Annotated in this window: 28 protein-coding genes; 26 read left to right on the top strand and 2 right to left on the bottom strand. The window is 28.7% G+C overall.

Going from position 1 to position 26,337, the window contains the following annotated elements; genetic code table 11:
* The first annotated feature begins 101 nt into the window (after positions 1–101).
* The 7 genes from hemW to ACTG47_RS13090 all read left to right on the top strand — a co-directional run bounded on the left by hemW (position 102) and on the right by ACTG47_RS13090 (position 9,657).
* Complete coding sequence (gene hemW / locus ACTG47_RS13120; protein ID WP_479924875.1) at positions 102–1,277, top strand: radical SAM family heme chaperone HemW; 1,176 nt, start codon at positions 102–104, stop codon at positions 1,275–1,277.
* A gap of 102 nt (positions 1,278–1,379) precedes the next feature.
* Complete coding sequence (gene hrcA / locus ACTG47_RS13115) at positions 1,380–2,399, top strand: heat-inducible transcriptional repressor HrcA (protein ID WP_169467915.1); 1,020 nt, start codon at positions 1,380–1,382, stop codon at positions 2,397–2,399.
* A gap of 29 nt (positions 2,400–2,428) precedes the next feature.
* A complete protein-coding gene (gene grpE / locus ACTG47_RS13110; RefSeq protein WP_169467917.1) occupies positions 2,429–3,049 on the top strand; it encodes a nucleotide exchange factor GrpE in 621 nt (206 codons plus the stop codon).
* Positions 3,050–3,140: 91 nt separating this feature from the next.
* On the top strand, positions 3,141–4,991 hold the full coding sequence (dnaK, locus tag ACTG47_RS13105; RefSeq protein WP_479924874.1) for a molecular chaperone DnaK: 1,851 nt from the start codon (positions 3,141–3,143) through the stop codon (positions 4,989–4,991).
* A gap of 210 nt (positions 4,992–5,201) precedes the next feature.
* On the top strand, positions 5,202–6,356 hold the full coding sequence (gene dnaJ / locus ACTG47_RS13100) for a molecular chaperone DnaJ (RefSeq protein ID WP_169467921.1): 1,155 nt from the start codon (positions 5,202–5,204) through the stop codon (positions 6,354–6,356).
* Positions 6,357–7,315: 959 nt separating this feature from the next.
* Positions 7,316–8,251 (top strand): ROK family protein, encoded by a 936-nt coding sequence (locus ACTG47_RS13095; protein ID WP_479924873.1) that lies wholly within the window; start codon positions 7,316–7,318, stop codon positions 8,249–8,251.
* 32 nt (positions 8,252–8,283) lie between these two features.
* Positions 8,284–9,657 (top strand): MFS transporter, encoded by a 1,374-nt coding sequence (locus tag ACTG47_RS13090; RefSeq protein WP_479924872.1) that lies wholly within the window; start codon positions 8,284–8,286, stop codon positions 9,655–9,657.
* A 186-nt stretch (positions 9,658–9,843) separates the two neighbouring features.
* On the opposite strand, the gene ACTG47_RS13085 is transcribed toward ACTG47_RS13090, so the two are convergent.
* The gene (locus ACTG47_RS13085) at positions 9,844–10,611 is read right to left on the bottom strand and encodes a PucR family transcriptional regulator (protein ID WP_479924871.1); all 768 of its coding nucleotides are present in this window, start codon (positions 10,609–10,611) and stop codon (positions 9,844–9,846) included.
* 29 nt (positions 10,612–10,640) lie between these two features.
* The gene (locus tag ACTG47_RS13080) at positions 10,641–11,750 is read right to left on the bottom strand and encodes an ABC transporter ATP-binding protein (protein ID WP_479924870.1); all 1,110 of its coding nucleotides are present in this window, start codon (positions 11,748–11,750) and stop codon (positions 10,641–10,643) included.
* Between the two features lie 362 nt (positions 11,751–12,112).
* Between ACTG47_RS13080 and prmA the strand changes: the two genes are divergently transcribed.
* The 19 genes from prmA to ACTG47_RS12985 all read left to right on the top strand — a co-directional run bounded on the left by prmA (position 12,113) and on the right by ACTG47_RS12985 (position 26,229).
* Positions 12,113–13,060, top strand: coding sequence for a 50S ribosomal protein L11 methyltransferase (gene prmA / locus ACTG47_RS13075; protein WP_479924869.1), 948 nt, complete (start codon positions 12,113–12,115; stop codon positions 13,058–13,060).
* 18 nt (positions 13,061–13,078) lie between these two features.
* Positions 13,079–13,837, top strand: coding sequence for an RsmE family RNA methyltransferase (locus tag ACTG47_RS13070; protein WP_479924868.1), 759 nt, complete (start codon positions 13,079–13,081; stop codon positions 13,835–13,837).
* Position 13,838: 1 nt separating this feature from the next.
* On the top strand, positions 13,839–15,137 hold the full coding sequence (mtaB, locus tag ACTG47_RS13065; protein WP_479924867.1) for a tRNA (N(6)-L-threonylcarbamoyladenosine(37)-C(2))-methylthiotransferase MtaB: 1,299 nt from the start codon (positions 13,839–13,841) through the stop codon (positions 15,135–15,137).
* A gap of 42 nt (positions 15,138–15,179) precedes the next feature.
* Positions 15,180–15,530: a histidine triad nucleotide-binding protein gene (locus ACTG47_RS13060; RefSeq protein ID WP_021385324.1), complete on the top strand. Its 351-nt coding sequence runs from the start codon at positions 15,180–15,182 to the stop codon at positions 15,528–15,530.
* A 162-nt stretch (positions 15,531–15,692) separates the two neighbouring features.
* Positions 15,693–15,872: a 30S ribosomal protein S21 gene (gene rpsU / locus ACTG47_RS13055; RefSeq protein WP_003416618.1), complete on the top strand. Its 180-nt coding sequence runs from the start codon at positions 15,693–15,695 to the stop codon at positions 15,870–15,872.
* 29 nt (positions 15,873–15,901) lie between these two features.
* The gene (locus ACTG47_RS13050; protein WP_054271053.1) at positions 15,902–16,345 is read left to right on the top strand and encodes a GatB/YqeY domain-containing protein; all 444 of its coding nucleotides are present in this window, start codon (positions 15,902–15,904) and stop codon (positions 16,343–16,345) included.
* A 110-nt stretch (positions 16,346–16,455) separates the two neighbouring features.
* Positions 16,456–16,953 (top strand): TspO/MBR family protein, encoded by a 498-nt coding sequence (locus tag ACTG47_RS13045; protein ID WP_479924866.1) that lies wholly within the window; start codon positions 16,456–16,458, stop codon positions 16,951–16,953.
* Positions 16,954–17,145: 192 nt separating this feature from the next.
* Complete coding sequence (gene hpf / locus ACTG47_RS13040; RefSeq protein WP_479924865.1) at positions 17,146–17,709, top strand: ribosome hibernation-promoting factor, HPF/YfiA family; 564 nt, start codon at positions 17,146–17,148, stop codon at positions 17,707–17,709.
* Between the two features lie 213 nt (positions 17,710–17,922).
* Positions 17,923–18,159, top strand: coding sequence for a YabP/YqfC family sporulation protein (locus ACTG47_RS13035; protein ID WP_021385288.1), 237 nt, complete (start codon positions 17,923–17,925; stop codon positions 18,157–18,159).
* Positions 18,160–18,171: 12 nt separating this feature from the next.
* Positions 18,172–19,503: a sporulation protein YqfD gene (yqfD, locus tag ACTG47_RS13030; RefSeq protein WP_479924864.1), complete on the top strand. Its 1,332-nt coding sequence runs from the start codon at positions 18,172–18,174 to the stop codon at positions 19,501–19,503.
* 37 nt (positions 19,504–19,540) lie between these two features.
* Positions 19,541–20,557 (top strand): PhoH family protein, encoded by a 1,017-nt coding sequence (locus ACTG47_RS13025; protein WP_169467943.1) that lies wholly within the window; start codon positions 19,541–19,543, stop codon positions 20,555–20,557.
* A 56-nt stretch (positions 20,558–20,613) separates the two neighbouring features.
* On the top strand, positions 20,614–21,075 hold the full coding sequence (ybeY, locus tag ACTG47_RS13020) for an rRNA maturation RNase YbeY (RefSeq protein ID WP_479924863.1): 462 nt from the start codon (positions 20,614–20,616) through the stop codon (positions 21,073–21,075).
* Between the two features lie 5 nt (positions 21,076–21,080).
* Positions 21,081–21,800 carry a diacylglycerol kinase gene (locus ACTG47_RS13015; protein WP_021385290.1) on the top strand — a complete coding sequence of 240 codons (720 nt, stop codon included), beginning with the start codon at positions 21,081–21,083 and terminating at the stop codon, positions 21,798–21,800.
* 118 nt (positions 21,801–21,918) lie between these two features.
* Entirely contained in the window at positions 21,919–22,320 is a 402-nt protein-coding gene (locus ACTG47_RS13010) for a cytidine deaminase (protein ID WP_479924862.1), read from the top strand.
* Positions 22,321–22,385: 65 nt separating this feature from the next.
* Positions 22,386–23,279 carry a GTPase Era gene (gene era, locus ACTG47_RS13005; protein ID WP_169467949.1) on the top strand — a complete coding sequence of 298 codons (894 nt, stop codon included), beginning with the start codon at positions 22,386–22,388 and terminating at the stop codon, positions 23,277–23,279.
* 11 nt (positions 23,280–23,290) lie between these two features.
* On the top strand, positions 23,291–24,670 hold the full coding sequence (gene mgtE / locus ACTG47_RS13000; protein ID WP_169467952.1) for a magnesium transporter: 1,380 nt from the start codon (positions 23,291–23,293) through the stop codon (positions 24,668–24,670).
* Between the two features lie 72 nt (positions 24,671–24,742).
* Entirely contained in the window at positions 24,743–24,898 is a 156-nt protein-coding gene (locus tag ACTG47_RS12995; protein WP_227858072.1) for a YqzL family protein, read from the top strand.
* Complete coding sequence (gene recO / locus ACTG47_RS12990) at positions 24,864–25,637, top strand: DNA repair protein RecO (RefSeq protein WP_169467954.1); 774 nt, start codon at positions 24,864–24,866, stop codon at positions 25,635–25,637. Before ACTG47_RS12995 ends, recO begins: the two co-directional genes overlap by 35 nt.
* Positions 25,630–26,229, top strand: a complete 600-nt coding sequence (locus tag ACTG47_RS12985) for a DUF4342 domain-containing protein (protein WP_021385335.1) — start codon at positions 25,630–25,632, stop codon at positions 26,227–26,229. The genes recO and ACTG47_RS12985 overlap by 8 nt, the downstream gene beginning before the upstream one ends.
* Positions 26,230–26,337 lie beyond the last annotated feature (108 nt).

The raw sequence follows: 26,337 nt of genomic DNA, 5'->3' as shown, positions 1-26,337 counted from the left end.
CATGATATAAGTATTTTATATGTTACTTGATGTGCTATCTTGTTTGATTTATAATTTAATAATTGATATTTTAAGATAATTTAAGAAATGAGGAATAAAAAATGTTAGGACTTTATATACATATTCCATTTTGTGTGAAAAAATGTAAGTATTGTGACTTTAACTCTTACAAAATGGACATAGATTCAAAACGAAGATATATAGAAGATTTAAAAATTGAAATGGAATTATACAGTAATAAATTATCTAAGGATAATAAATATAAGAAGAAAGAAGATTACCATCTAAATAGTAACAATACAATAACGAGTATTTTTGTAGGGGGAGGTACACCTAGTATATTGACATCTAATGAAATAAGAGAAATATTTACAAGTGTAAGAGAAATGTTTAATGTAGATGAGAATGCAGAAATAACTATAGAGTGTAATCCTGGGACATTGACACTAGAAAAATTGAAAACTATGAAAGATATTGGTATAAATAGACTTAGTATTGGATTACAAGCTGTTCAAGAACAACATTTGAACTTTATAGGAAGAATACATACTTATGAAGAATTTGAGAAAAACTATAAAGATGCATTAAGTGTAGGTTTTAAAAATATTAATATAGATTTAATGTACAGTCTTCCAAATCAAACTCTATGTGACTGGAAGGAAACGCTTCAAAAAGTTTCAAACTTAAATCCAACACATATATCAGCATACTCTCTTATATTAGAAGAAGGTACTGAGCTATATAATATGTATGAGAGTAATAAGTTTGAGCTTATAGATGAAAATGTAGATATAGAAATGTATGAGTATACAATAAACTATCTAAAATCAAAAGGATATAATCAATACGAAATATCAAATTACTCAAAAGAAGGTTATAATTGTGAGCATAATATCTTATATTGGGAATGTGAACATTACATAGGTCTAGGAGCAGGGGCTTCTGGCTATATTAATAAGAATAGATATAATAATTTAGAATCTTTAGATGAATATCATTTAAGTCTAGCAAAAAGAGAGAAACCAATACAAGAAAGTGAAGTTCTTTCTGAAAAAGATATGATAGAAGAGAAAATATTTATGGGACTTAGAATGAATAAGGGCATAAAATTTAAAGATTTTAAAAAAAATTTTGGACTAGATTTTAGAGAAAAGTATAGTAAGCAAATAGAGATATTATTAGATAGAAAGCTTATAAATCAGAGCTTTGAAGGTATACAACTAACTCAAAAAGGAAGGGAAATATCCAATAGTATATTTATAGAATTTATGGAATAATTTTTAAGGTGTTGACAAAATAAATTTATAATGGTATATAATATATATAATCTTTTTAGCACTCGAACTTGGTGAGTGCTAACAGCTAGGAGGCATAATAAGATGGAATTAAATGAAAGAAAATTAAATATCCTCAAAGCTATAGTTAAAGATTATATAGAAACAGCTGAAGCTATAGGTTCTAGAACAATATCTAAAAGACATGATTTAGGTGTTAGTGCTGCTACCATAAGAAATGAGATGGCTGACCTTGAAGAATTAGGGTACTTGATTCAGCCTCATACTTCTGCGGGTAGAGTTCCGTCTGAAAAAGGCTATAAGTTATATGTAAACTCTCTTATGAGTAAAAGCGAATTGGATGATAATGATAAGATTCTTATTGAACAATGTATGAATCATAATATAAATCATATAAAAGAATTGATTCATGAAACTTCAAAGCTACTATCTCAACTAACAAACTATACAACTGTAGCAGTTACTAAGAGTTTAATAAATCAAAGTGTTATAAAGCACATACAATTGGTTGCTATGAATGACAATAATATTTTACTTATAGTTGTAACAGATAAAGGAGATTTAAAAAAAGCTAACCTTACAACTAATGTATATTTAGATCAATCTAAGTTAAACTTGATTTCTGATAATCTTACAAGGAAGCTCTTAGGTAAAAGTATAACAGATTTGGATGATAATCTAATTGCTTTTATTAAATACGAAATAAGTGAGTATTCTGGACTTATAGATGAGCTTTTAAATGCTTTGAATTCAAATATGAAAGAAGAAGATTTTTCTCTATCATTAAATGGAGCTACTAATATATTTAGCTATCCAGAATTTAATGATGTATTAAAAGCAAAGTCATTTTTAAATATGTTGGAGAAAAAGGAAACAATAGCTGACATAATTAAATCAAAGGGAATACAAAAGGACAATCTAAATATAATAATTGGTAGTGATAATGATTGTCAGTTGGCGCAGGATTGTAGTATAGTTACAGCAACTTATAATGTAGATAGAGACTTGGTCGGGCGAATAAGTTTTATAGGCCCTACAAGAATGGATTATGCTAGAATTTACTCTATAATAAATTATATGAGTTTATTAATTAATAGAAAGTAAAGAAATTTTAAATTGAGAGGTGTAAAGTCTTGGATAAAAAAAATGAGCAACAGGAAGTAAATGAAGAAAATGATACTTCTATTAACCAAGAATCTGAAACTCAAGTAGAGTTAGAAGAGGAAATTGTTAATGAAGAATGCAAGGAATCAAGCGAAACAAGTGATGAAAAAGAAGTTGATGATGAAAATGTAACAGATATAAATTCTAAGTTAGCAGAAAAAAAATTGCAAGACGAATTAGATGAATCAAATGATAAATATCAAAGACTTCAAGCCGAATATGCGAACTACAGAAGAAGAACTCAACAAGAAAAAGAGACAATAGGTGTGTTTGCAAATGAAAAGATAATAACTGAGTTGATACCAGTTATAGATAGTATGGAAAGAGCCTTAGATGCATGTGAAGATAAGGAAGATACTATGTATAAGGGTATAAGCCTTGTACATAAACAGTTAATAGACACTCTAGTAAAGTTTGGAGTAGAAGAAATAGAAGCAGAATCTAAGGAATTTGACCCTAATTTACACCTAGCAGTTATGCAAGAAAGTGTAGATGGAGTTGAAGCAAATCAAATAGTAATGGTGCTTCAAAAAGGATATAAGCTAGGAACTAAAGTTGTAAGACCTTCAATGGTTAAAGTTTCTTGCTAAATATAAATTAAAGGTTAAATTATTTAACCTAATATAAAATATTCAAATAAGAAAAACTTAATTATATAATTACTCGAGGAGGATTTTAGTCATGGGAAAAATAATAGGAATAGATTTAGGAACAACAAATTCATGTGTTGCAGTATTAGAGGGTGGAGAAGCACAAATAATAGCAAATAGTGAAGGTATGAGAACTACTCCATCAGTAGTAGCATTTACAAAAGATGGTGAAAGAATAGTTGGAGAGCCTGCAAAAAGACAAGCAGTTACAAATGCAGATAAGACAATAACTTCTATAAAAACTCATATGGGAACTGATTACAAAGTAAATATAGATGGAAAATCATATACTCCACAAGAAATATCAGCAATAATATTACAAAAATTAAAATCAGATGCAGAAAGTTACTTAGGACAAACAGTAACAGAGGCAGTTATAACAGTTCCAGCTTACTTTACAGATGCTCAAAGACAAGCTACTAAGGATGCTGGTAGAATAGCAGGACTTGATGTTAAGAGAATAATAAATGAGCCAACAGCAGCAGCTCTTGCTTATGGTATGGATAAATTAGACCAAGAAAAGAAAATACTAGTATTTGACTTAGGTGGAGGAACTTTTGACGTATCTATACTTGAAATAGGAGATGGAACTTTTGAAGTTTTAGCTACAGCTGGTAACAATAGATTAGGTGGAGATGATTTTGACCAAATAGTAATAGACTATTTAGCAGATGAATTCAAAAAAGCTGAAGGTGTAGACTTAAGAAATGATAATATGGCTCTTCAAAGATTAAAAGAAGCAGCAGAAAAGGCTAAGAAAGAATTATCATCAACAATGAATTCAAACATAAACTTACCTTTCATAACTGCTACAGCAGAAGGACCAAAACATTTAAATATAGATTTATCAAGAGCTAAATTTGAAGAATTAACTAGAGGTTTAGTTGAAAAAACTATGGAACCAACTAAGAGAGCTTTACAAGATGCAGGACTTTCTACAGGAGAAATAGATGATGTATTATTAGTAGGTGGTTCTACAAGAATACCAGCAGTACAAGAAGCTGTTAAGAAATTTATAGGAAAAGAGCCTCATAAAGGTATAAACCCAGATGAGTGTGTTGCAGCAGGTGCTTCTATACAAGCAGGAGTTTTAGCAGGAGATGTTAAAGACTTATTATTATTAGATGTTACTCCATTATCTCTTGGTATAGAAACTATGGGTAATGTAATGACTAAGATAATAGAAAGAAATACTACAATACCAACTAAGAAATCTCAAGTATTCTCAACTGCTGCTGATAATCAAACAGCTGTTGATATACATGTTCTTCAAGGTGAAAGAAGTATGGCTTATGACAATACAACTTTAGGAAGATTCCAATTAACAGATATACCACCAGCACAAAGAGGAATACCTCAAATAGAAGTTACATTTGATATAGATGCAAATGGTATAGTTAATGTTTCAGCTAAAGACTTAGGTACAGGAAAAGAACAAAAAATAACTATAACATCAAATACTAATCTATCAGAAGCAGAGATAGAGCAAAAGGTAAAAGAAGCTGAAATGAATGCAGAAGCTGACAAACAAAAGAAAGAAAAAATAGAAGCATTTAACCAAGCTGAATCTACTATATATCAAACTGAAAAGACTTTAAATGAACTTGGAGATAAAATAAGTTCAAGTGATAAAGAAGATATAGAAAAAGCTATAGAAAACTTAAAATCTGTAAAAGACAAACAAGATGCTACAGCAGAAGAACTTAAGAAAGCTACAGATGAAGTAATGACTAAGTTCCAAAAAGTATCTCAAGAAATGTACCAACAAGCAGCACAAGAGCAACAAGCAACACAAGGTGCAGAACAACAAGCTCAAGACAATGGACCTAAAGATGATAATGTAGTAGATGCTGACTTTAAAGAAGTAGATGAAGACAAATAAGATATATAATATGTAAGACTAAATGATAGCTAGATAATATATGATTTATGAAAATCATATAGATGTTAAAGATATATGGACAATATACATCATAAAGAATATAATATATCATAGATTATATAACTTAAAGTAGAATATAAGAATTAATGATAGCTTGTAGTTTATTATTCTACAAGCTATCGTTTTGTAAAATGAAGGTGGTGTCAATTTTTGAGTACAAAAAGGGATTATTATGAAGTCTTAGGCATCAGTAAAGGTGCAGAAGCTCAGGAGATAAAAAAAGCTTACAGAAAATTAGCAATGAAGTACCATCCAGATAGAAATCCTGGTGATGAAGAAGCAGAAGAAAAGTTTAAAGAGATAAATGAAGCTTATGAAGTACTATCAGATGATACAAAGAGAAAAACTTATGACCAGTTTGGGCATGATGGACTAAATGGCCAAGGAGGTTTTGGTGGTCAAGGAGGATTTAACGGTCAAGGCTTTGGTGGTTTTGAAGATATGTTTGGAGATATATTTGGTGACATGTTTGGAGGAGGCTTCGGAGGTGGAAGACAGAGAAGAAGAGGTCCTCAACGTGGTGCGGATATAAGACAAAGTGTCACTATATCTTTTGAAGAAGCTGCATTTGGTAAAAAGATGTCTATAAAAGTAAACAGAAGTGAAGAGTGTGAAGAATGTAGTGGAACTGGAGCAAAACCAGGTACATCAAAGAAAACTTGTTCAACTTGTAATGGAACTGGTCAGGTTAGAACTGTTCAAAGAACTCCATTTGGTAATATAGCAAGTTCAAGACCTTGTAGTGCTTGTAATGGAACTGGAGAAGTTATTGAATCTCCATGTAGTAAATGTCATGGAACTGGAAATACGAGAAAAGTTAAGACTATAGAGGTAGATATACCTGCAGGTATAGATGATGGTCAAATGATAAAACTTTCTGGTCAAGGTGAAGTAGGAGAAAAAGGTGCTCCAAGAGGAGACTTATATATTGTAGTTAATGTTAAGTCACACCCACTATTTACTAGGGATGGAAATGATATTTACTTTGAGATGCCAATTACATTTGTTCAAGCGACTTTAGGTGATGAGATAGAAGTACCTACTTTAGATGGAAAAGTTAAATACAGTATACCAGAAGGAACACAAACTGGAACTGTATTTAGACTTAAAGAAAAAGGAATCCCTAGAATTAGAGGTAATTCAAGAGGAGACCAGTATGTTAAAGTTGTAGTTGAAATTCCTAAAAAATTAAACGACAAGCAAAAAGACCTATTAAGGGAATTTGCGAAGGAGTGTGGGTCGAACGTCCACGAAAAGAAAAAAACATTCGGGCAGAAAATAGAAGATATGTTTAAGAAAAAGTAATTAAAATGGCCAATATATAATCGTATTTCTGAAATCTTATCTATTTAAGAGATTTTCAATGAAGATAGTATGATTTTTATATTGGCTATTTTTATGTAAAAAAATAAAAAACTGAATATAAATAATTTTCTGAAAAATACTTGTCCCTAAATATATAATATGCTATAATATAATCAAACAACAGAAAGAGGTGATTCCAGTGGGAACGGATGTGGCGCTGCCAAATGATGAAGAGAACTCAATTATAATATGTAAGATAAAATTAGATACTTTTAGTGCTATATTAAGTACTGGGAAAACTCATAAGCTGGGATAATTATTGTAATTACCTAGACTTAAACCTTTGATAGTAAAATAGTAATATCATATAGGCGAGGTATCTAATTTTTAAATCTTTTGTATAGTATAAGTTAAAATTTTTATAAAAGATTTATCTGCTTATAATTCAGTTAGGAAAAACTAGTTGTAAATTGATTTTAGTATGTACATTTGTAAAGAAATATGTGTATACTATTATTTGTTGCACTAGATATGTATGCAAAGAAATATATATCTAGCCATGTATATGTAAAGAAATATGCATGTAATGTGTATAAAGTTTTTAGTATAGATTAGAAGAAGATAGGATTGTCTTTTGTAGAAAGTTAAATTCTAACTACTAAGAGACATACTTAAGATTTGTTTGATGTTTAGCTATAAATAATATTGAAGATAAAAAATAAGTATAGATAAAGGCTTAAAATACTTGTTTTAGATATAGTTTGTTTTGAACGCTTAACAAATAAAAATAATTAATAAAATAGACATCTTCTCATAGTAAATATATACTGTGAGAAGATGTTTTTAATTTGTGTATAAATTGTTATGAAAAATTTGCATAGTGTCACATTTTAATATACTATATATATAATAAAATATAGAGTAAAATTAAATGATTCAAAAGAGAAAGGTGAAAAGGGATGTATTATATAGGTGTAGATATAGGTGGAACAGGTATACAAGCAGGTGTAGTTGATGATAATGGAAAGATACTTTTTAGGTCAGAATGTAAAACTGTTATTGAAAAAGGTTTTGAAGGAATACTTAATGACATAAAAGTAATGATTGATAAGTTGTTGGAAGATAATGAGCTTAATATTAGTGATGTAAAATCTATTGGATTTGGAGTACCTGGATTTATAAATAAAGATGGTTTAGTAACATGTGTAAATTTAAAGTGGGATGGAGAAGATTTTAATAATGAACTAAAAAAAATCTTTCCAAATGTTGAAATTCATGGAGAAAATGATGCAACAGTAGCAGCACTTGGAGAAGCAAAGTTTGGAAGCATGAAAGGTGCTGATGTTGGTGTCTTATATACTTTAGGAACTGGTGTAGGTGGAGGAATAGTAATTAATCAAAAAGTTTTTTCTGGAGCACATGGATTAGGTTCAGAAATAGGCCATCAAATTATAGGAGAAAACTATTTTAACTGTAATTGTGGAAATAATGGTTGTGTAGAAACTTTTTGTTCAGCAACTGCAATTATAAAGTATTCTCAAAAATTGATACAAGAAGGACGAGAGAGTATGATTTTAAATTTAGCAGAAGGAAATTTAGAGAATATAAATGCAAAGATGGTATTTGATTCATATAGAGAAAATGATGAAGTTGCAATTGAAGTAATAAATCGATTTAAAGAATATTTAGCAAAAACTTTTGCAAATACCATAAATTCTTTAGACCCAGAAATTATATCTATTGGTGGAGGGATTTCTAAAGCTAGTGATATAATACTTGATGGAATAGAAGATTTAGTAAGAAAATTTGTATTGTACAAAAAAGAAGATATAGCTACAATTACATGTGCAACTTTGGGTTCAGACGCAGGAATTATAGGAGCTGCTTTTTTATAAGGTAAAGGAGTTGCTTACTGGAGGCATGATATATGAGTAAGATAAATGCTAGAAGAACATTTTTTTTGATAGCAATAGGTTCAGGAACGATGCTTAATCCTCTTAATTCATCTATGATTTCACTTGCTTTACATAGTATACAAAATGATTTTCATATTAGTTTTACAACTGTATCGTGGATTGTTTCAGCTTTTTATTTAGCTAGTGCCATTGCACAACCAGTTTCAGGGAAGATAGGAGATTTAATAGGCAGGAAAGTCTTGTTTTTGAGTGGTTTGATACTTGTAATTTTGTCTGCATCTATGGTACCATTTGTTCAATCATTCTTTATATTGGTTTTTATAAGAGTAATTCAGGCGATTGGAACAAGTACTCTATATCCATCTGGGGTTGCTCTTATACAAAATAATATAAAGGAAAGACAATCTTCTGCATTAGCTGTTTTAACTATCTTTGCTTCAACTACAGCAGGATTAGGACCAACATTAGGCGGTTTATTGTTGGATTTAGGTGGATGGCATGCTATATTTCTTGTCAACATACCTATTGTTATGGTTTCTATATGTCTAGGATATTTTTTATTTCCAAAAGAAACAAAAGAGAAAAAATGTATAAAAGAGACTTTACAAAATGTCTTGTCAAGATTAGATATTATTGGAATACTTCTATTTTCAATTGCAATGATTTTTCTATTACTATTCTTACTATCTATGAAGGAGTCTTTTAATCTAGAGCAACTTGTATTGGGTGTAATATTGATGTGTATTTTTATTTGGCATGAGATTAGAACAAAATTACCATTTATAGATATTAAATTATTTGTAAATAATCCTAAATTGTCAAAGGTTTACTTACAGTTTATTATATTAAATTTCTTTAATTATATTTTGTTTTTTGGTCTTCCTAGTTACTTTCAAGATGCACTACATTATAGTGCAAAATCGACTGGTTTATTTATGCTATTTATGTCTGGTATAGGTATATTTATATCTCCATTAACTGGGAGATGGATAGATAAATCTGGTACTAGATTGCCTCTGATGATGTCATCAATTTTTATGCTGATTAGTGCAGTACTTCTTTCAATAATTTTTGTTCATATACCAGTAATAGGAAAGGGAATAATTTTGTCATTAGCAGGTATTAGTTATGGAGTTGGTAATGTGGCATTACAGTCCTCTATGTTTAAAGAAAGCCCTTCTGATAGTATAGGGACAGCTTCAGGTCTGTTTCAAACTAGTCGTTATTTGGGTTCTATTTTAGCAACAGTCTTACTTGGAATGGTATTTGAAGCAAGTATAACATCAGCCCAATTTCAAATATTAGGTTATGTTATGGTGGTTTTAGGCACAATAAGTTTTTTATTGAATTTTGTTTTAAAGAAAGAATTAAGAACAGTAAAATAGTAGATTTATGGATTTAATAAGTTTAGTATTTAATACACTTGAAAATATTGTTTGTAAAACATGAGTGATTGCTATTTATAAACTTCAGTCCTTGAAATGAAGAATATTTGAAAGGTATACAATATTTTGAATTAAAATTAAGCAGAACTTTTAATTAATATTTAGAAGTTCTGCTTAATTTAGTATTTAAATTTTTTTATATAGAAAATAAGATTTGACACTCAGATAAAAAATCATTGCATTTTCAAAGTTTTTTAAATCAAATCCAAGTATCTCATTAATTTTTTCCAATCTATATACTAATGTGTTTCTATGTAAAAACATACTAGTAGATGTCTTAGAAATATTTAAATCATTATTTATAAACTTTATTCCTGTATATAGAAGCTCTTCATCAATAGATTTAATCTTATTAAAGTCTATTAATTTATTGAGTATATTATCTTTATTAATCAAATCAAAAGTTTTATATCTAATGAGGTCAAATAAGTTTAAAAATTTATTTTCAGCGTTATCTTTTACAATATAAGGTAGTAAATCAGAACATAATTGTAATCTAAAATTAAAATCGGATTTATTATCTAATTCACCAAGATAAAAAATATAGGTACTTTGATAAGTTTCAGTTTCAATTATATTTTGTGTATTTACATTAATATCTAAGTCATATTTAGAATTTACAATAAAGAAACTATTATGTTGTATTATATTTATATCATCATATAAGTTATAAAAAATATTTTTTAGATATTCAAAATCTATATGAGATTGATAAATTAAATAAAAGTTACCTTTTAGATTATCAAGATTATTTTCATCTAGAAAGTCAATAACATAAATAGTATTATCGAAAGAAACTAAATTGCTATTAGAGTTTAAACTTTGATTTTCATACGGATAGATATTTATTTCTTTATTAAGTTGTCTTTCTAAAAAACTTTTTAAATCTTCCATAAAGTCTCCTTAAAAATAAGATTATATTCTTATCTTATAGCTAAAGTAGTCTCTTTGTCAAATAGGTGTATTCTGCTGTTATCAACTGAAAGTGTTAAGTCATCACCAACATTAATTCTGTTTTTACTATCAAATCTAATTGTTATCGTATTTTCACCCAATTTTAAGTGAGCATAAGTTTCTGCTCCCATAAGTTCTTTTATTTCAATCTTTGATTTAAAACAAGTGTCAGGATTGGATTTAATAAAATAATCTTCTACATGAATATCTTCTGGTCTGATACCTATAAAAATTTCATTATTAATATAATTTTCTTTTATTAAATCATAGTGTCTTTCTTTATCCAATTTAAGTTTAATATTTTCATTTTGTGCATAGATTTCATTATTCTCCTCTATTAATGTCACATCAATAAAATTCATCTGTGGTGCTCCAATAAATCCTGCAACAAATATATTAGCTGGATAATCATATACATCTTGTGGAGTTGCAATCTGTTGAACTACACCATCTTTCATTACAACAATTCTATCAGCCATAGTCATAGCTTCAACTTGGTCATGTGTTACATAAATAAATGTAGTTCCAAGCTGTTGGTGAAGTTTAGTTATCTCTGTTCTCATGGCGGTTCTAAGTTTTGCATCTAAGTTGGATAAAGGTTCATCCATTAAGAATACTTTAGGATTTCTAACTATTGCACGTCCTAATGCAACCCTTTGTCTCTGTCCTCCAGATAATGTTTTAGGCTTTTTATTTAAAAGAGGTGTTAAATCTAATATTTTAGCAGCTTCTTTAACTTTTTTGTCTATCTCATCTTTGGATAATTTTCTAAGTTTAAGTGCAAATGCCATGTTTTCATAAACTGATAAATGAGGATATAAAGCATAGTTTTGAAAAACCATAGCTATATCTCTATCTTTTGGTTCTATATCATTGACAAGTTTGTCTCCAATGTATAGTTCTCCTTCAGAAATTTCTTCAAGACCAGCAATCATTCTAAGTGTGGTTGATTTACCACAACCAGATGGACCTACTAAGACGATAAATTCTTTATCATTGATATCTATATTTATGTTTTTTACTGCATTAAATCCATTAGAGTAAAGTTTTGATATATTTTTTAATATTACTTCTGACATTGTGTTCTCCTTAATATTTAAATTTTAATTATATAATATCAAATTTTTTTGTTCTATTAAATGTGTAAAATGCCTAAACTTTTTTGTTTAATAATATGATTACTATTATTTTTACATATAATGTAGATTATTATGTAATTGGTAAAAGATATTAAAAGTGATATTTACCACTGTTTCAATAGAATTTAATAATATATGACTTTTAAATTACTACTTATAAGCCTAATTTGGTAAAAATCGAAAAGTCTATGTAATTAAGATATTATTAATAAAAATTTATAAAACAAAAAAGTATGATATTTATGATATAATAAAAGTTATGGAAAAACAGGAATATTACTATAAAGAAGAGAGGTAAACTTATGAATAATTGGATAGAAGTAACTATAAAAACAACAACAGAAGCAGTTGAACCTATAACAAATATACTATATGAACAAGGAGCTGGTGGGGCTGTAATAGAAGACCCAAAAGACTTTTTATTTCAGAAGAAAAATGAATTAGATTGGGATTATGTTGAAGAAGAAGTATTTAAAAAGAATGAAGAAGATAATGTACTTATAAAAACTTACGTTTCAGAAGAAAAAAATGTGATGGAATTTGTCGAAATAATAAAACAAAAAGTTTTAGGCTTAAAAGATTTTGGTATAGATATAGGTGAAGGAAGTGTATCATTAGACCAAGTAAATGAAGCTGATTGGGCAAATGCATGGAAGGCATATTACAAACCAACAAAAGTAGGACAAAGAGTAGTAGTAAAACCTACATGGGAAGATTATACTACACAAGAAGGGGACTTAATAATAGAGCTTGACCCTGGCATGGCATTTGGTACAGGGACACATGAGACTACTAGCATGTGTATCAGAGAATTAGAAAAATATGTGAATAAAGATTCTAAAGTATTTGATATTGGTTGTGGAAGTGGAATCCTTGCAATAGCAGCAGCTAAATTAGGGGCAAAAGAAGTTATAGCTGTAGATTTAGATGAAGTGGCAGTAAAAGTTGCAAAAGAAAATGTGATTGAAAATAAAGTAGAGGAAAATGTATCTGTAATGCATGGAAATTTAACAGATGTAATAAAAGATAAAGCTGATGTAATAGTTGCAAATATAATAGCTGATATAATAAAAATACTAGCAAAAGATGTTCAAAACTTTATGAAAGAAGATGCTATATTCATATCTTCAGGTATAATTTTGGACAAAGTAGAAGAAGTTAAAGAAAGTTTAATTGAAAATGGGTTTGAAATAGTTGAAGTTCAAAAACTAGGTGAATGGTCAGCAATAGTTTCTAAGCTTAAAAAATAGAGGGTATGGTGGAGTATAATGGACAGATTTTTTGTTGAAAAAGATAATATAAATCTACAAGATAAAACTTGCACTATAGAAGGTGAAGATGTAAAGCATATTTCGAAGGTCTTAAGATGTAAGCTAGGCGAGAAGCTTGAGGTATGTGACAAGAATAATAATGAGTATATTTGTGAGATAACGAATATAGATAAAAGTGTGGTTAATTTAAATATTTTAGAAAAAGTAGATATAAATAGAGAATCAGTACTTAAAATAAGATTATATCAGGGACTTCCAAAAGCTCCAAAAATGGAGATGATACTTCAAAAATTAACTGAAGTAGGTGTGGAAGAAATAATATTAGTTCAAACTAAAAGAAGTGTTGCTAAAGTTGATGATAAAAAAGAAGACAAAAAATTTGAACGTTGGGAAAGAATAATTTATGAAGCAGCAAAGCAAAGTAAAAGAGGTAAAATACCAAAGCTAAGAGGTGTTTTAAGTTTTAGAGAAGCTTTAGAAGATATGAAGAAAAATAATATAAATATTTGCCCTTATGAAAATGAAAGGACAGTTTCAATAAAACATGCACTTAAAAAGTGTGATTCTAATATGAATAGTATTGGAGTTTTTGTAGGTCCTGAAGGTGGATTTTCTGAAGAAGAGATAGAACAAATACAACAATATAATTGTAATGTTGTATCATTAGGACCTAGAATATTGAGAACTGAGACAGCTTCTGTTGTAGCATCAACAATAGCTTTGTATGAGCTAAGTGATTTAGGAGGAGAAGAATAAATTGAAAAAAGTAGCTTTTTATACACTTGGGTGTAAAGTAAATCAATATGAAACTGAAGCTATGTTAGAGCTGTTTGAAAAAGATGGTTATGAACAAGTTAATAGTGAAGAATATGCTGATGTTTATGTTATAAATACATGTACAGTTACTCATATGAGTGATAGAAAATCTCGTCAATATATAAGACGAGTTAAAAAGAAAAATCCAGATGCAATAATAGCCGTAGTGGGATGCTATTCTCAGGTATCTCCAGAGGAAATTTTGGATATAGAAGAAGTAAATTTAGTTATGGGTACAAATGATAGAAGAAAGATTGTTGAAGAAATTAAAAAGATAGATGCAAGTAAAAAAGTTAGTACAGTTGATGACATAATGAAAGTTAAAGCATTTGAAGATATAGAAATCAGTCAAACTAATGGAAAGACTAGAGCATTCATGAAAATACAAGATGGATGTGATAGATTTTGTACCTATTGTATAATTCCTTATGCACGAGGACGCGTTAGAAGTAGGGATATTGATAGTATAGTCGATGAAGTGAAAAAATTGGCTAATAATGGCTATAAAGAGGTTGTATTAACAGGAATACATGTTGCCTCTTATGGAAAAGATTTAAAAGATGAGAATATTAAACTTCTTGATGTAATAAAACGAATAAATGAAATAGACAAAATTGAGAGGATTAGACTTAGCTCTGTTGAACCAATATTATTTACAGATGAATTTGTGAATGAAGTTTTAAAGATGGATAAAGTTTGTCCTCATTACCATTTATCACTTCAAAGTGGATGTGATGAAACTTTAAAAAGAATGAATAGAAGATATACAACTTCAGAATACAAAACTATTGTAGATAGATTGAGAAGTAAAATGCCAAATGTCGCAATAACTACAGATGTAATAGTAGGATTTCCAGGAGAGACAAATGATGAATTCAAAGAAACATATGAGTTCTTAAAAGAAATAGAGCTCTCACAAATGCATATTTTTAAATACTCACCAAGAAAAGGAACTCCAGCTGCGACTATGGAAAATCAGGTTGACCCTCAAATGAAACATTTTAGAAGTGAACAACTTTTAAATTTAAGCAAAGTAAATTTTAATAAATTTGCAAATAAATTTATTGGTAGTGAGTTGGATGTTTTATTTGAACAAAATATAGAAGGCAATAAATTTGAGGGGCTAACTTCAAATTATATAAGAGTTGTTGTTGAAAGTGACAAAAATATACAAGGTCAGATATTAAAAGTAAAAATAAATGATGTAAAAAATGAATATGTAGAAGGAATTTTGATATAACGTGTAGAAATTATAATATTTATAAGATAGGAGGTGGAAAAAATGGATTGTATTTTTTGTAAAATAGCGAACGGAGAAATACCTTCAACTAAAGTTTATGAAGATGATAAAGTCTTAGCGTTTAATGACTTAAACCCAGTTGCTCCATACCATATATTGGTAGTACCTAAAAAACATTATGATAGTGTAATTGATATTCCTGATAAAGAGATGGATATTGTGTCACATATTCATGTTGTTATTAATAAAATAGCTAAAGAGAAAGGTTTTGACCAAACTGGATTCAGAATCATAAATAATTGTGGAAGTGATGGAGGGCAAGAAGTTAAACATTTGCACTATCATATTTTAGCTGGTAAAAAGCTTCCTAATTACGAAGCGGGACAAAACTAAACTAAATTATTGAAAAATTGAGTTCCTTCTTGATAAAAATACTTGATAAAAGTAAAAATTTAGTTTATAATAAACAAAGTGTTAGGTTGTAATGCATATTATGCAAAAAGAACATAGTTACAGTCCCAGCATAATTGCGCTATTGGAGGGAGGGAAAAAGAAATGTCAGAAGTAAGAGTTAGAGAGAATGAAACATTAGACAGCGCTTTAAGAAGATTTAAGCGTCAATGTGCAATGTCTGGCATCATGTCAGAAGTGAGAAAAAGAGAGCACTATGATAAGCCAAGCGTTAAGCGTAAGAAAAAAGCTGAAGCAGCAAGAAGAAAAAACGCTAAGAAATAGTAGTAAATAAGAATAAAGAGGTGAAGGGGATGTCCCTTAAGCAAAAGTTACAAGAGGATTTGAAATCTTCTATGAAAAACAAAGATACAGTTAGAAAATCTGTAGTAACTTTAATAAGAGCTTCCATAAAACAGTATGAGGTTGATAATAGAGTCGAGCTTGATGAAGATGGAATTATCGATGTAATAGCAAAGCAATTAAAGCAACGTAGAGATGCATTAGTTGAATTTGAAAAAGCTGGAAGAGAAGACTTAATAAAAGAAACAGAAGCTGAAATTGAAGTTTTAAAAGAGTACCTACCTCAACAATTAAGCGAAGAAGAGTTAGAAGAAATTGTAAAATCTACTATATCTGAAGTAGGAGCAACTTCTATGAAAGATATGGGAAAAATAATGTCAGTTATCCAACCTAAGGTTAAAGGAAGAGCTGATGGAAAACTTATAAATAAGTTGGTAAAACAAAACTTACAATAGATTGATATAGCCTAGAGAGAAATCTCTAGGCTTTTTATATTTTTTGAGAATAACAAGTCATATTTGAGCATATCTATAATCAAAGAAAATTTTGAAAGAAGGGGAAGAATTTGATTATATCAGTAAAGGAAATTAGAAATTTTTTGATAAACATATTGATACCATTAATAATAGGTTACTTAAGTAGTGTTTTAACAATGATTATTAGTGGGACAGATATCTCAACCTACTATTTACAGCTCACAAAGCCAAGCTTTGCACCACCAGCATTTATATTTCCAATAGTTTGGACCATGTTGTACATATTGATGGGTATATCTTCATACTTAATATTAAGGAAGGGTTACAATTTACCTAAAGTAAGAGATGCAATTTTTTATTATGGGTTGCAACTTGCATTAAACTTTGTTTGGTCTATATTATTTTTTGGATTTGGACTTAGATTTACAGCTTTAGTAGACATAATAATAATGATTTTGGTTTCTATAATAATGATTTCAAAGTTTTCTAAAATAGATAAGAGAGCTGGGTACATAAATTTGGTTTATCTGATGTGGCTTGTTTATGCTGGATTTTTAAATTATTTTATATGGTTTATTAATAAATAGAATGTAAAGATTCTGTAAATTACCCTGTACTTTTAATAATATCATATCAAATAAAAAATAAATAGACTATTAAAAAGAATCATTTTCATATACAATAATATTAATTTAAATATAATAAATTTACCAAAATTGTATTTAAAGATTAACATATTAAAGTATTAGAATTGTAAAGGCTCGAAGGGAGAGGTTTTTATGCAAATAATAGTATCTGGGAGACAAATGAAATTAACTGACGGAATAAAAGGATACGTAGATGGAAAATTAAGTAGGTTAGAAAAATACCTTGATCCTGAATCAGAAGTGAAAGTAACAGTAAGTGCGAAAAAGGATAGACAAAAAGTTGAGGTTACAATAATTCCTATTAGTGGACAAATAATAAGAGCAGAAGATGTAGAAGATGATTTATATGCAGCAATTGACATTGTTTGTGACAAATTAAGTAGACAAGTTGTCAAGTATAAAACTAAAGTTAAAGACAAAAGTCAAAATAATAAGAGCATAAGATTTGAAAATATTGACTTTATAGATAACAGCAATGAATTTAATGATTATGATTATGATGATGAAGAAGATGAAAATATAGTTATAGAAAGAAGAAAGAAATTTAATGTAAAACCTATGAGTTCAGAAGAAGCGATACTTCAAATGGAATTGGTAGGACATAATTTCTATATGTTTAGGAATCAAGATAATTTTGAAATAAACATAGTGTATAAACGTAAAGCTGGTGGATATGGTTTAATAGAACAAGATTAATAAAAAAATTGTATACGTTGTAGATTTTATATAAAAAAAATAAAAGGTAATCATGTTGATTTTTTATCAATATGATTACCTTTTTATTGTTTAAATAATATATTAAATATTAGGGTATTATTGTATAAAAATTTTAGAACTAATCTGCTATAACATCAATAAAGTGCATAAATACCTATTTCAAGCATAAAATTAATTAAGGGGGTAATGCTTATGTTAGAAATATCCACTGACTTACAGGTAAATCAACCAGTTGTTACTGTTACAGGTAATACGTTTATTAGTATAGAAAATTATCTATCAATACTTGAGTATGAAGTTGATTTAATAAGAATAAAAACTAAAGTTAAAACGATTAAAATATCTGGGGATAAACTTTCGCTTAAGTATATTACTGATAGTGAGATAGGTATAAAAGGAATTATCTACAATATGGAGTATGTTGATTAGGAGGAGATACACTTGATAAGCTTTATAAGGGGATACTATGTTATAGTTGTGGAAGGAGTAGGACTTGAACAATTTTTAAATCATCTTATAAGAAATGGGATAAGTGTTTACAATGTAACTAGAATAAAAAATACTAAAATTGAGTTTCATATAGATAGACAAGATATAAAAGAATTTAAGAATATTTATAGAGGGAGTAAGTTTGACATAAAGGTAAAACAGAAAACAGGGGTTCCTTTTATTATTAAAAGAATTTATAAGCACAAAGGTATGTGGATTTGTGCTATTCTCTCTTTATTTTTATTGATGTCAACATCACAGTTTGTGACAGATGTATATATACAATCTCCTGAAGGTATAAAAAAAGAAACTCTTAGAAGTGAACTTTACAAAGTTGGAGTAAAACCGGGAGTTTATAAGAAGAGTATTGATAGAAAAGAAGTTAGAGACCATATGATGTCGAAATTTAATGATGTTGCATATTTATCTATCAATGTAAAAGGAACAAATATATTTGTTACTGTTACAAAAAAAGCGGAATCCCTAAAATCTACAGACCAATCAAATTATTGTAATGTAATTGCTTTAAAAAATGGTATAATAGAAAAGGTAATCCCTAGAAGTGGTAAATCTGTCATTAAATCTGGAGATATAGTGCAAAAGGGAGATGTATTGCTAAATGGAGCTAATACAAAATCAATACCAGAAGTATGGGCAAGTACTTTTTATGAATCTGCTAAGAAAGCAAGTTATGTGGATACTGTAAATAAAAAGACAGGAGAAAAGAAGAATATATACACAATAAGCTTTTATGATAAAGAATTTACAATGAGGAAGAATATAAAATATAAAAATTATATTGTTGAAAATAAAGAGAAAAAATTAGCAATAGGAGACTATACTTTTCCAATAAAGATAAAGACGAGTACATTTTATGAAACAAAAAAAGTTGAGGTAAAAAGAAATAAAGAAGAGTTGAAAAAAGAATTATCTGAAAAAGCTTTAAAAGAGTTAGAATACATAATCCCCGCTTCGGCTAGAATAATAGATGTAAAACATAACTTTAAGGTTAATAAAAATATGTTAGAATATTTAATAACAGTTCAAACTAGTGAAAATATTGCTAAAATTTATCCTCTTAGTAAATCAGAGGCAGAAAGATTTATAAAGGAAGAAAGTAAACCAAAAGAAGGAGAAGAGGAAGTTCCTTCTAATCCAGAAAAAAGACCATTAAATGATATAAGAAATGACTTTGATGAGGATAATAATAAAAATAACTCTAATGAAAATAATAGTAATCAAAATAGTGACAACAGTAAAAATAATAATAGTAACAATAATTAATAAAATCAAACTTAAAACTTGAGGAGGAACAATTCAATTGATAATACAAAAAAAATTTACAATAGCAGATGGAAATTTTGAAAGAGAATTATTTGGAAATTTTGATGAAAATGTAAAATTAATAGAGAAAACTTTAAATATAGATGTGATACTTAGAGAAGGCAATATAATTTTAATTGGAGAAGAAAAAAATGTAGATTCTTCATTAAAACTTATGAATGAATTGCATCAAACTGTATCAAACGGTAAACATTTAGATAAACAGAGTATTTCTTATTCATTATCTCTTTTACTTGAAGGTAGTGAACAAAAAATAAAAGAACTTGAAGGAACCATTGTTGTAACGCAAAGAGGAAAAGCTGTTCAACCTAAAACACTAGGTCAAAAAGAATATATAAAGCTTATAGAAAATAATGATATAACTTTTGGTGTTGGACCTGCTGGAACAGGAAAGACTTACCTTGCAGTTGCTATGGCAGTAAAAGCCTTTAAGAGAGATGAAGTTAGTAGAATTATACTTACAAGACCGGCTGTAGAGGCTGGTGAGAGTCTAGGCTTTTTACCAGGAGATTTAAAGGATAAAGTTGACCCATATTTAAGACCATTATATGATGCACTATTTGAAATGTTAGGTGCTGATAAATTCAATAAATATTTAGAAAGAGGTACTATTGAAGTTGCACCACTTGCTTTTATGAGAGGTAGAACGCTTGATAATTCTTTTATAATATTAGATGAAGCTCAAAACACTACTTCTGAACAAATGAAGATGTTTTTAACTAGATTAGGATTTGGTTCTAAAGCTGTAGTTACAGGTGATATAACACAAACAGATTTACCACAAAATAAGAAAAGTGGTCTAATACAAGCTACAGAGATTCTTAAAGGTGTTCCAGGTATTGGGTCTATAATGCTAACAGATAGAGATGTTGTAAGACACGAGTTGGTACAGAGAATAATAAGAGCTTATGAGAAACATGATAAAAGAGAAGAATTTAAAAAAGAAGAACGCAAAAAAATGAAAATACAGGAAAAGACTTTCAAAAGAAAGTAAAAGTGTAGTAATATAGATGTATAGCATTATTAATGAATAAAAAGTAGGTGTAATTAATGGATTTGATATTAGATGATAGACAAGATAAATTAGAAGTAAATGAAGAGTTAATTGAAAAAATAAAGGATATAATCATAGAATGTTTGGATTATGAAGGCTATGATGATAATTATGAGGTGAGTCTTTCTTTTGTAGACAATAAAGAGATTCATGAGTTAAATAGAGAATACAGAGGAGTTGATAGAGTAACTGATGTTTTATCATTTCCTCTTTTAAGTGATGATTTTGAGGATGTTGAGTTAGAAGAAGAATCCCTAGGTGATATAGTAGTGTCTCTTGAAAGAGCTTTAGAACAGAGTATAGAGTATAATCATAGTTTTGAAAGAGAAGTATGTTTTTTAATATGTCATAGTATGTTTCATCTTTTAGGTTATGACCATGATACAGATGAGAATACAAAGGAAATGAGAGAAAAAGAAGAACACATATTGAATAAGTTAAACATAACAAGGGAGTAGTTTTTATGAAACCAGGAAAAACTCGTCAAGGTATAATTAAAGCTTTTAATGCAGCTATAGAAGGGATATTGTATACATTTAAATTTGAAAGAAATATGAAAATACACTATTTAGGCTCAGTTGCTGTGCTTATAATAAGTTTGTTTTTCAACTTCTCAAAATTAGAAATGATAATGTTGTTAATGTCCATATGTTTAGTCGTAGTTGCTGAGATGTTCAATACAGCTATAGAAAAGGCTGTTGATTTAGTAACTGATGAATACCATGTACTTGCTAAGATAGCAAAAGATGTTGCAGCAGGTGGTGTTCTAGTAGCAGCACTAAACTCAGTAGTGGTAGGATATATCTTATTTTATGATAAATTGACAGATATATCTGGGATATTAATTTATAAGATAAGGGAATCAGAATTACATATAACCTTGATATGTATATTATTGGTTCTTATAGCTGTCGTGGTTGTAAAAGCATTGACTTCCACAGGAACGCCTCTAAAAGGAGGTATGCCAAGTGGTCATGCTGCATTAGCATTTGCTATAGCAACTGCAATTACACTTATGACTGAAAGAGTAGTTGCATCTACTCTTGCATATATAATGGCTGTATTAGTTGCCCAAAGTAGGATTGAAGGAAAAATACATACATTTTGGGAAACTATAGCTGGAGCTTTGTTAGGTGTATTAATAGCTATCTTAGTGTTTCAGCTTGGAATGTTCTACAATTAAAATAAATGTACATAAAATATTTAAAATAAAACAAATCTGTGCTAATTAAATTTTTATGATATAATGTAGAGTATTAAATAAAAATAACTTCTAATTATTGTATACAGGAGGAGATGTTGTGGATAACATAGAATTGTTAAAGTTGGCGGAAAATGCCAGACAACATTCTTATGCTCCTTACTCTAGTTTTAGAGTGGGTGCGGCTCTTTTAACTAAGAGTGGTAAAGTTTATACTGGGTGTAATATTGAATGTGCATCATTAGGTGGGACAAATTGCGCAGAAAGAACAGCTATTTTTAAAGCAATATCAGAAGGTGACAAAGATATATATAAAATAGCTATAGCAAGTGATAACTCAGAAAATAATGAGCAGACATATCCTTGTGGAATATGCAGACAGGTAATTATAGAGTTTGGTTCTGATATAAAAATAATAACAGGATATACTAAAGGAGAGGTTTTTGAGCACGATATAAAGGATTTGTTGCCAAACTATTTCTCTGGAAATGATTTAAAATAGATTTAAAATATAAACAAATTTAAAATAATTAAAACAAGAAGATAAATAAAGTTAGGAGACAGTTAATGTTTAAATCAGGTTTTGTCAGTATAGTAGGTAGACCTAATGTAGGAAAATCTACTTTAATGAATAATGTAGTTGGAGAAAAAATAGCTATAATGAGTGATAAACCTCAAACTACAAGAAATACAATACAAGCAGTATATACAGATGAAGAGATGCAGATAGTATTTTTAGATACACCAGGTATTCACAAACCAAAAAATAAATTGGGTGAATTTATGGTGAAGGCAGCAACAGAGGCCTTTAAAAATGTAGATTTAATATTATTTGTAGTTGATGATTCTAAAAAAATAGGTCCTGGAGATAGAAAGATAATAGAGGACTTGAGAAGTGTTAAAACACCAATAATTCTAGTTGTAAACAAAATAGACCAACTAGACCAAAAAGATGAGTTATTTGATATAATCAAAATGTATGATAAAGAAGGTGTTTTTAAAGAAATAGTACCAATATCAGCATTAAAAGGAAAGAACACGGATACTCTAATAAAAGTTATACAAAATTATTTAGAAGAAGGTCCGAAGTATTTTCCAGATTATATGATTACAGACCAGCCAGAGAGAGTATTAATAGCAGAACTTATAAGAGAAAAAGTTCTTCACTATCTTAATGATGAAATACCTCATGGTGTAGCTGTTGAAATTGAAAAAATGAAAGCAAGAAATGATAAAGAAATAGTGGATGTATCTGCTGTAATATATTGTGAAAGAGATTCGCATAAAGGAATAATAATAGGAAAGAATGGTAGGAAGCTAAAAGGAATAGGAAAATCAGCAAGACAAGATATAGAATTGCTTTTAGGTTCACAAATAAATCTTCAATTATGGGTTAAGGTTAAAGAAAATTGGAGAAATCTACAAAATTATATAAATAATTTTGGATATAATGATAAATAAAGGTGGGTTATATGGATAGGAAACTGGATGCTTCCCAAGATTTATTATATGAAGTAAAATCATTAATTGATAATAATAAAGTATTGGAGTTAAGAGAATTAATAGAGGAATATCATATAATTGATATATTCGATATAATGGAAAATTTAGAGGAAGATAAGAAAATTCAATTATTTGAAGTACTTCCTTTAGATATGGCATCTTCTATATTAGAAGAAGGTAGTGTAGAGTTTTTTATTAGTATTTTGTCTAAGCTTGACGTAGAACACTCAAAAAATATACTTGAACTTATGTCTCTTGGAGATATGGCAGATAAATTAAGTGAGCTTGAAGAAGAAGAGAGAGAACATATAATAAATCTTTTAAATCAAGAAAACGCTGAGTATGTAAAAGAACTATTATTCTACGATGAAGACTCTGCTGGTGGAACAATGACTACTGGATATATATCTATAAACAAAGACATGACAGCTCTTGAAGCTATAGACCATATGAGAGAAGAAGCTGAAGAAGCTGAAACTATTTATTATATATATGTGGTGGATGATGAAGAAAAACTAGTTGGAGTATTATCATTAAGAGAATTAATAATAGCAAGAGATGCAAATATAGTAGAAGAATTAATGAGTGAAAATATAATCTCTGTTTATGTTGACGAAGATAGAGAAGAAGCAGTTAGATTAGTATCTAAATACAATTTAATAGCAATTCCAGTAGTGGATAGACAAGAAAAGTTAAAAGGAATAATAACGGTAGATGATATAATCGATGTAATGGAAGAAGAAGCAACAGAAGATATGTATAAATTTGCAGGAAGTTCAGAACATGAAAGAGAAGTTGCTGAAAAAGAAAATCCTACATTGAAAGAGCAGATAATATCAGCACTTAGAGGAAGATTACCTTGGTTGATTATTACATTAATAGGAGGACTGTTGGCTTCCTTAATACTTTCTAATTTAGATTATATAATGAATCCTGTATATGCTCCACTAGTGTTTTTTATACCAGTAGTAATAGGTATGGGTGGAAATATTGGAACTCAATCATCATCCGTTACAGTAATAACATTATCTAATAAAGATTTAAATTTTAGTAATGTGGTAAGAGAAGGTATTGTAGGAATTATTACAGGTCTTTTGTGTAGCATAATAACTGGTATTGTAATTTACTTTGTTATGAGAAAATTAGACATTGTACTAATTGTTTCAATATCATTATTTATAAATATGGTTTTGGGTGCAACAATAGGTGCATTTATGCCTGTTCTATTAAAAAAAATGGATGCAGACCCATCTACAGTTTCATCACCAATTATATCTACAGCTCTTGATATAACTGGTATAGCAGTTTACTTTATAATAACAACGGCATTATTGTCAAAAATTGTTTAATAACTTTATGTATGATTTATCCTCTTCTTACTAAAAATATAAGTATAAATGTAAGAAGGGGGTTTTTTAAAAATGAACAATATAAGTTGGGAAGTTTTTAAAAAAACAGGTAGTATAGATGCATATCTATATTTCTGTGATTGCAAAAACATATATGAAGAAATTGAAGAAGTAAGGGAGAAAAAAGAAGACGATGATAATCCTGAACACCCAGGGGATAGTACTTAAAGCTATAAGGTACAAGGAAAGTGACGTAATACTTACACTATTTACAAGGAAACTTGGAAAAGTATCTGCAATAGCAAAAGGAGCTAAAAAAAATAAGAGCTCCTTACTTTCATCATCACAGTTATTTTCTTATAGCAATTTTACCTTAAAAAAACAAGGTAATATGTACAAGGTTACTCAAAGTGAAATAATAAAAAGTTTTTATAATATATCCTATGATATAGAAGCATTTTCTTATGCTACATATATTACAAAATTAGTTGAGAATTCTATACTTGAAAATCAGACTAATAATAGGTTGTTTATATTACTTGCACAGACATTGTACTTGTATACACAGGAGAATACAGATAATAGGTTTATAACAGCAGCATTCGAGTTGAAATTTTTAGACTATATAGGATTTAAACCTATAGTAAATAAATGCATTAATTGTGAATGTAAAATTTTACAAAATTCTATGTTTAATATCTATGAAGGTGGTATACTATGTAGTAAGTGTAGTAAACTTTTTGATAATAATATAAAATTAGACTTAACAACTGTAAGTCTTATGGAATATGTATTAAATAATGATATTTTAACATGTAGTAAAGCTAAAGTATCAAAATATATAACACATGAGCTTGAAAATATTCTAGATAAGTATTTGAAAGTTTATGTTGATAATATTAATTTTAAATCATTACACGTATTACAAAGTGTAAAAAATAATAAGGGAGTGGATAATGATGAGTAGTAATATAACTATTGAAATGGTTGATTCAGTCTTTGAAAGAGTTCCAGGAGCAACTTATGCAGAAGCAAAAGAAGCATTAGTAGTATGCAATGGAGATGTAATTGAGGCAGTAATATATTTAGAAAATAAAAAAAATACTTGTAATTGTAAAGCAAAATCTGCTAAAGAGACTATGGAAGAAGTGTTTGGTAAGGATGGAGAAAATATAAAACTTCAACTAAAAGAGCTTCTTAGAAAAAGTAGTGTAGTAAGAGTAATAGTAGAAAAAGATGGAAAAACTATGATGAACATTCCTCTAACAGTTGGGGTTGTTGGATTAGCTTTTGTTCCATTAGCTACTTTAGTAGGTTTATCTGCTGCTGTTATAAGTAAATATCGTATAAAAGTTCAAAATGAAGAAGATGGAGAAATTGTAGACTTAGGTGAGTTGAATGAAGAAAAGCTTCATGTTTTGAAGAATATGATAACTAATGCTGCTAAAGATGTGAAGGATGTAGTAGTTGACAAAAAAGAAGACGATAAAGATGTAACTGCTGACCTTATGAAAGAAGAATTTGAAAAGAATAAAGAAGACGAAGACGAAAATAAATAGATATAAAGTGACTTTTAAAAAATGAAGAGAAGATAATTATAAGAATTATCACTAACATTGACAAATTTTATAGAATTTGATATTCTAAAAGTTGTAGAAGAACTATTA

This window comes from Clostridioides sp. LIBA-6622, from assembly GCF_056716095.1.
Note: the sequence above shows the minus strand (reverse complement) of the source record. Positions and strands in the feature narration are given on the sequence as shown.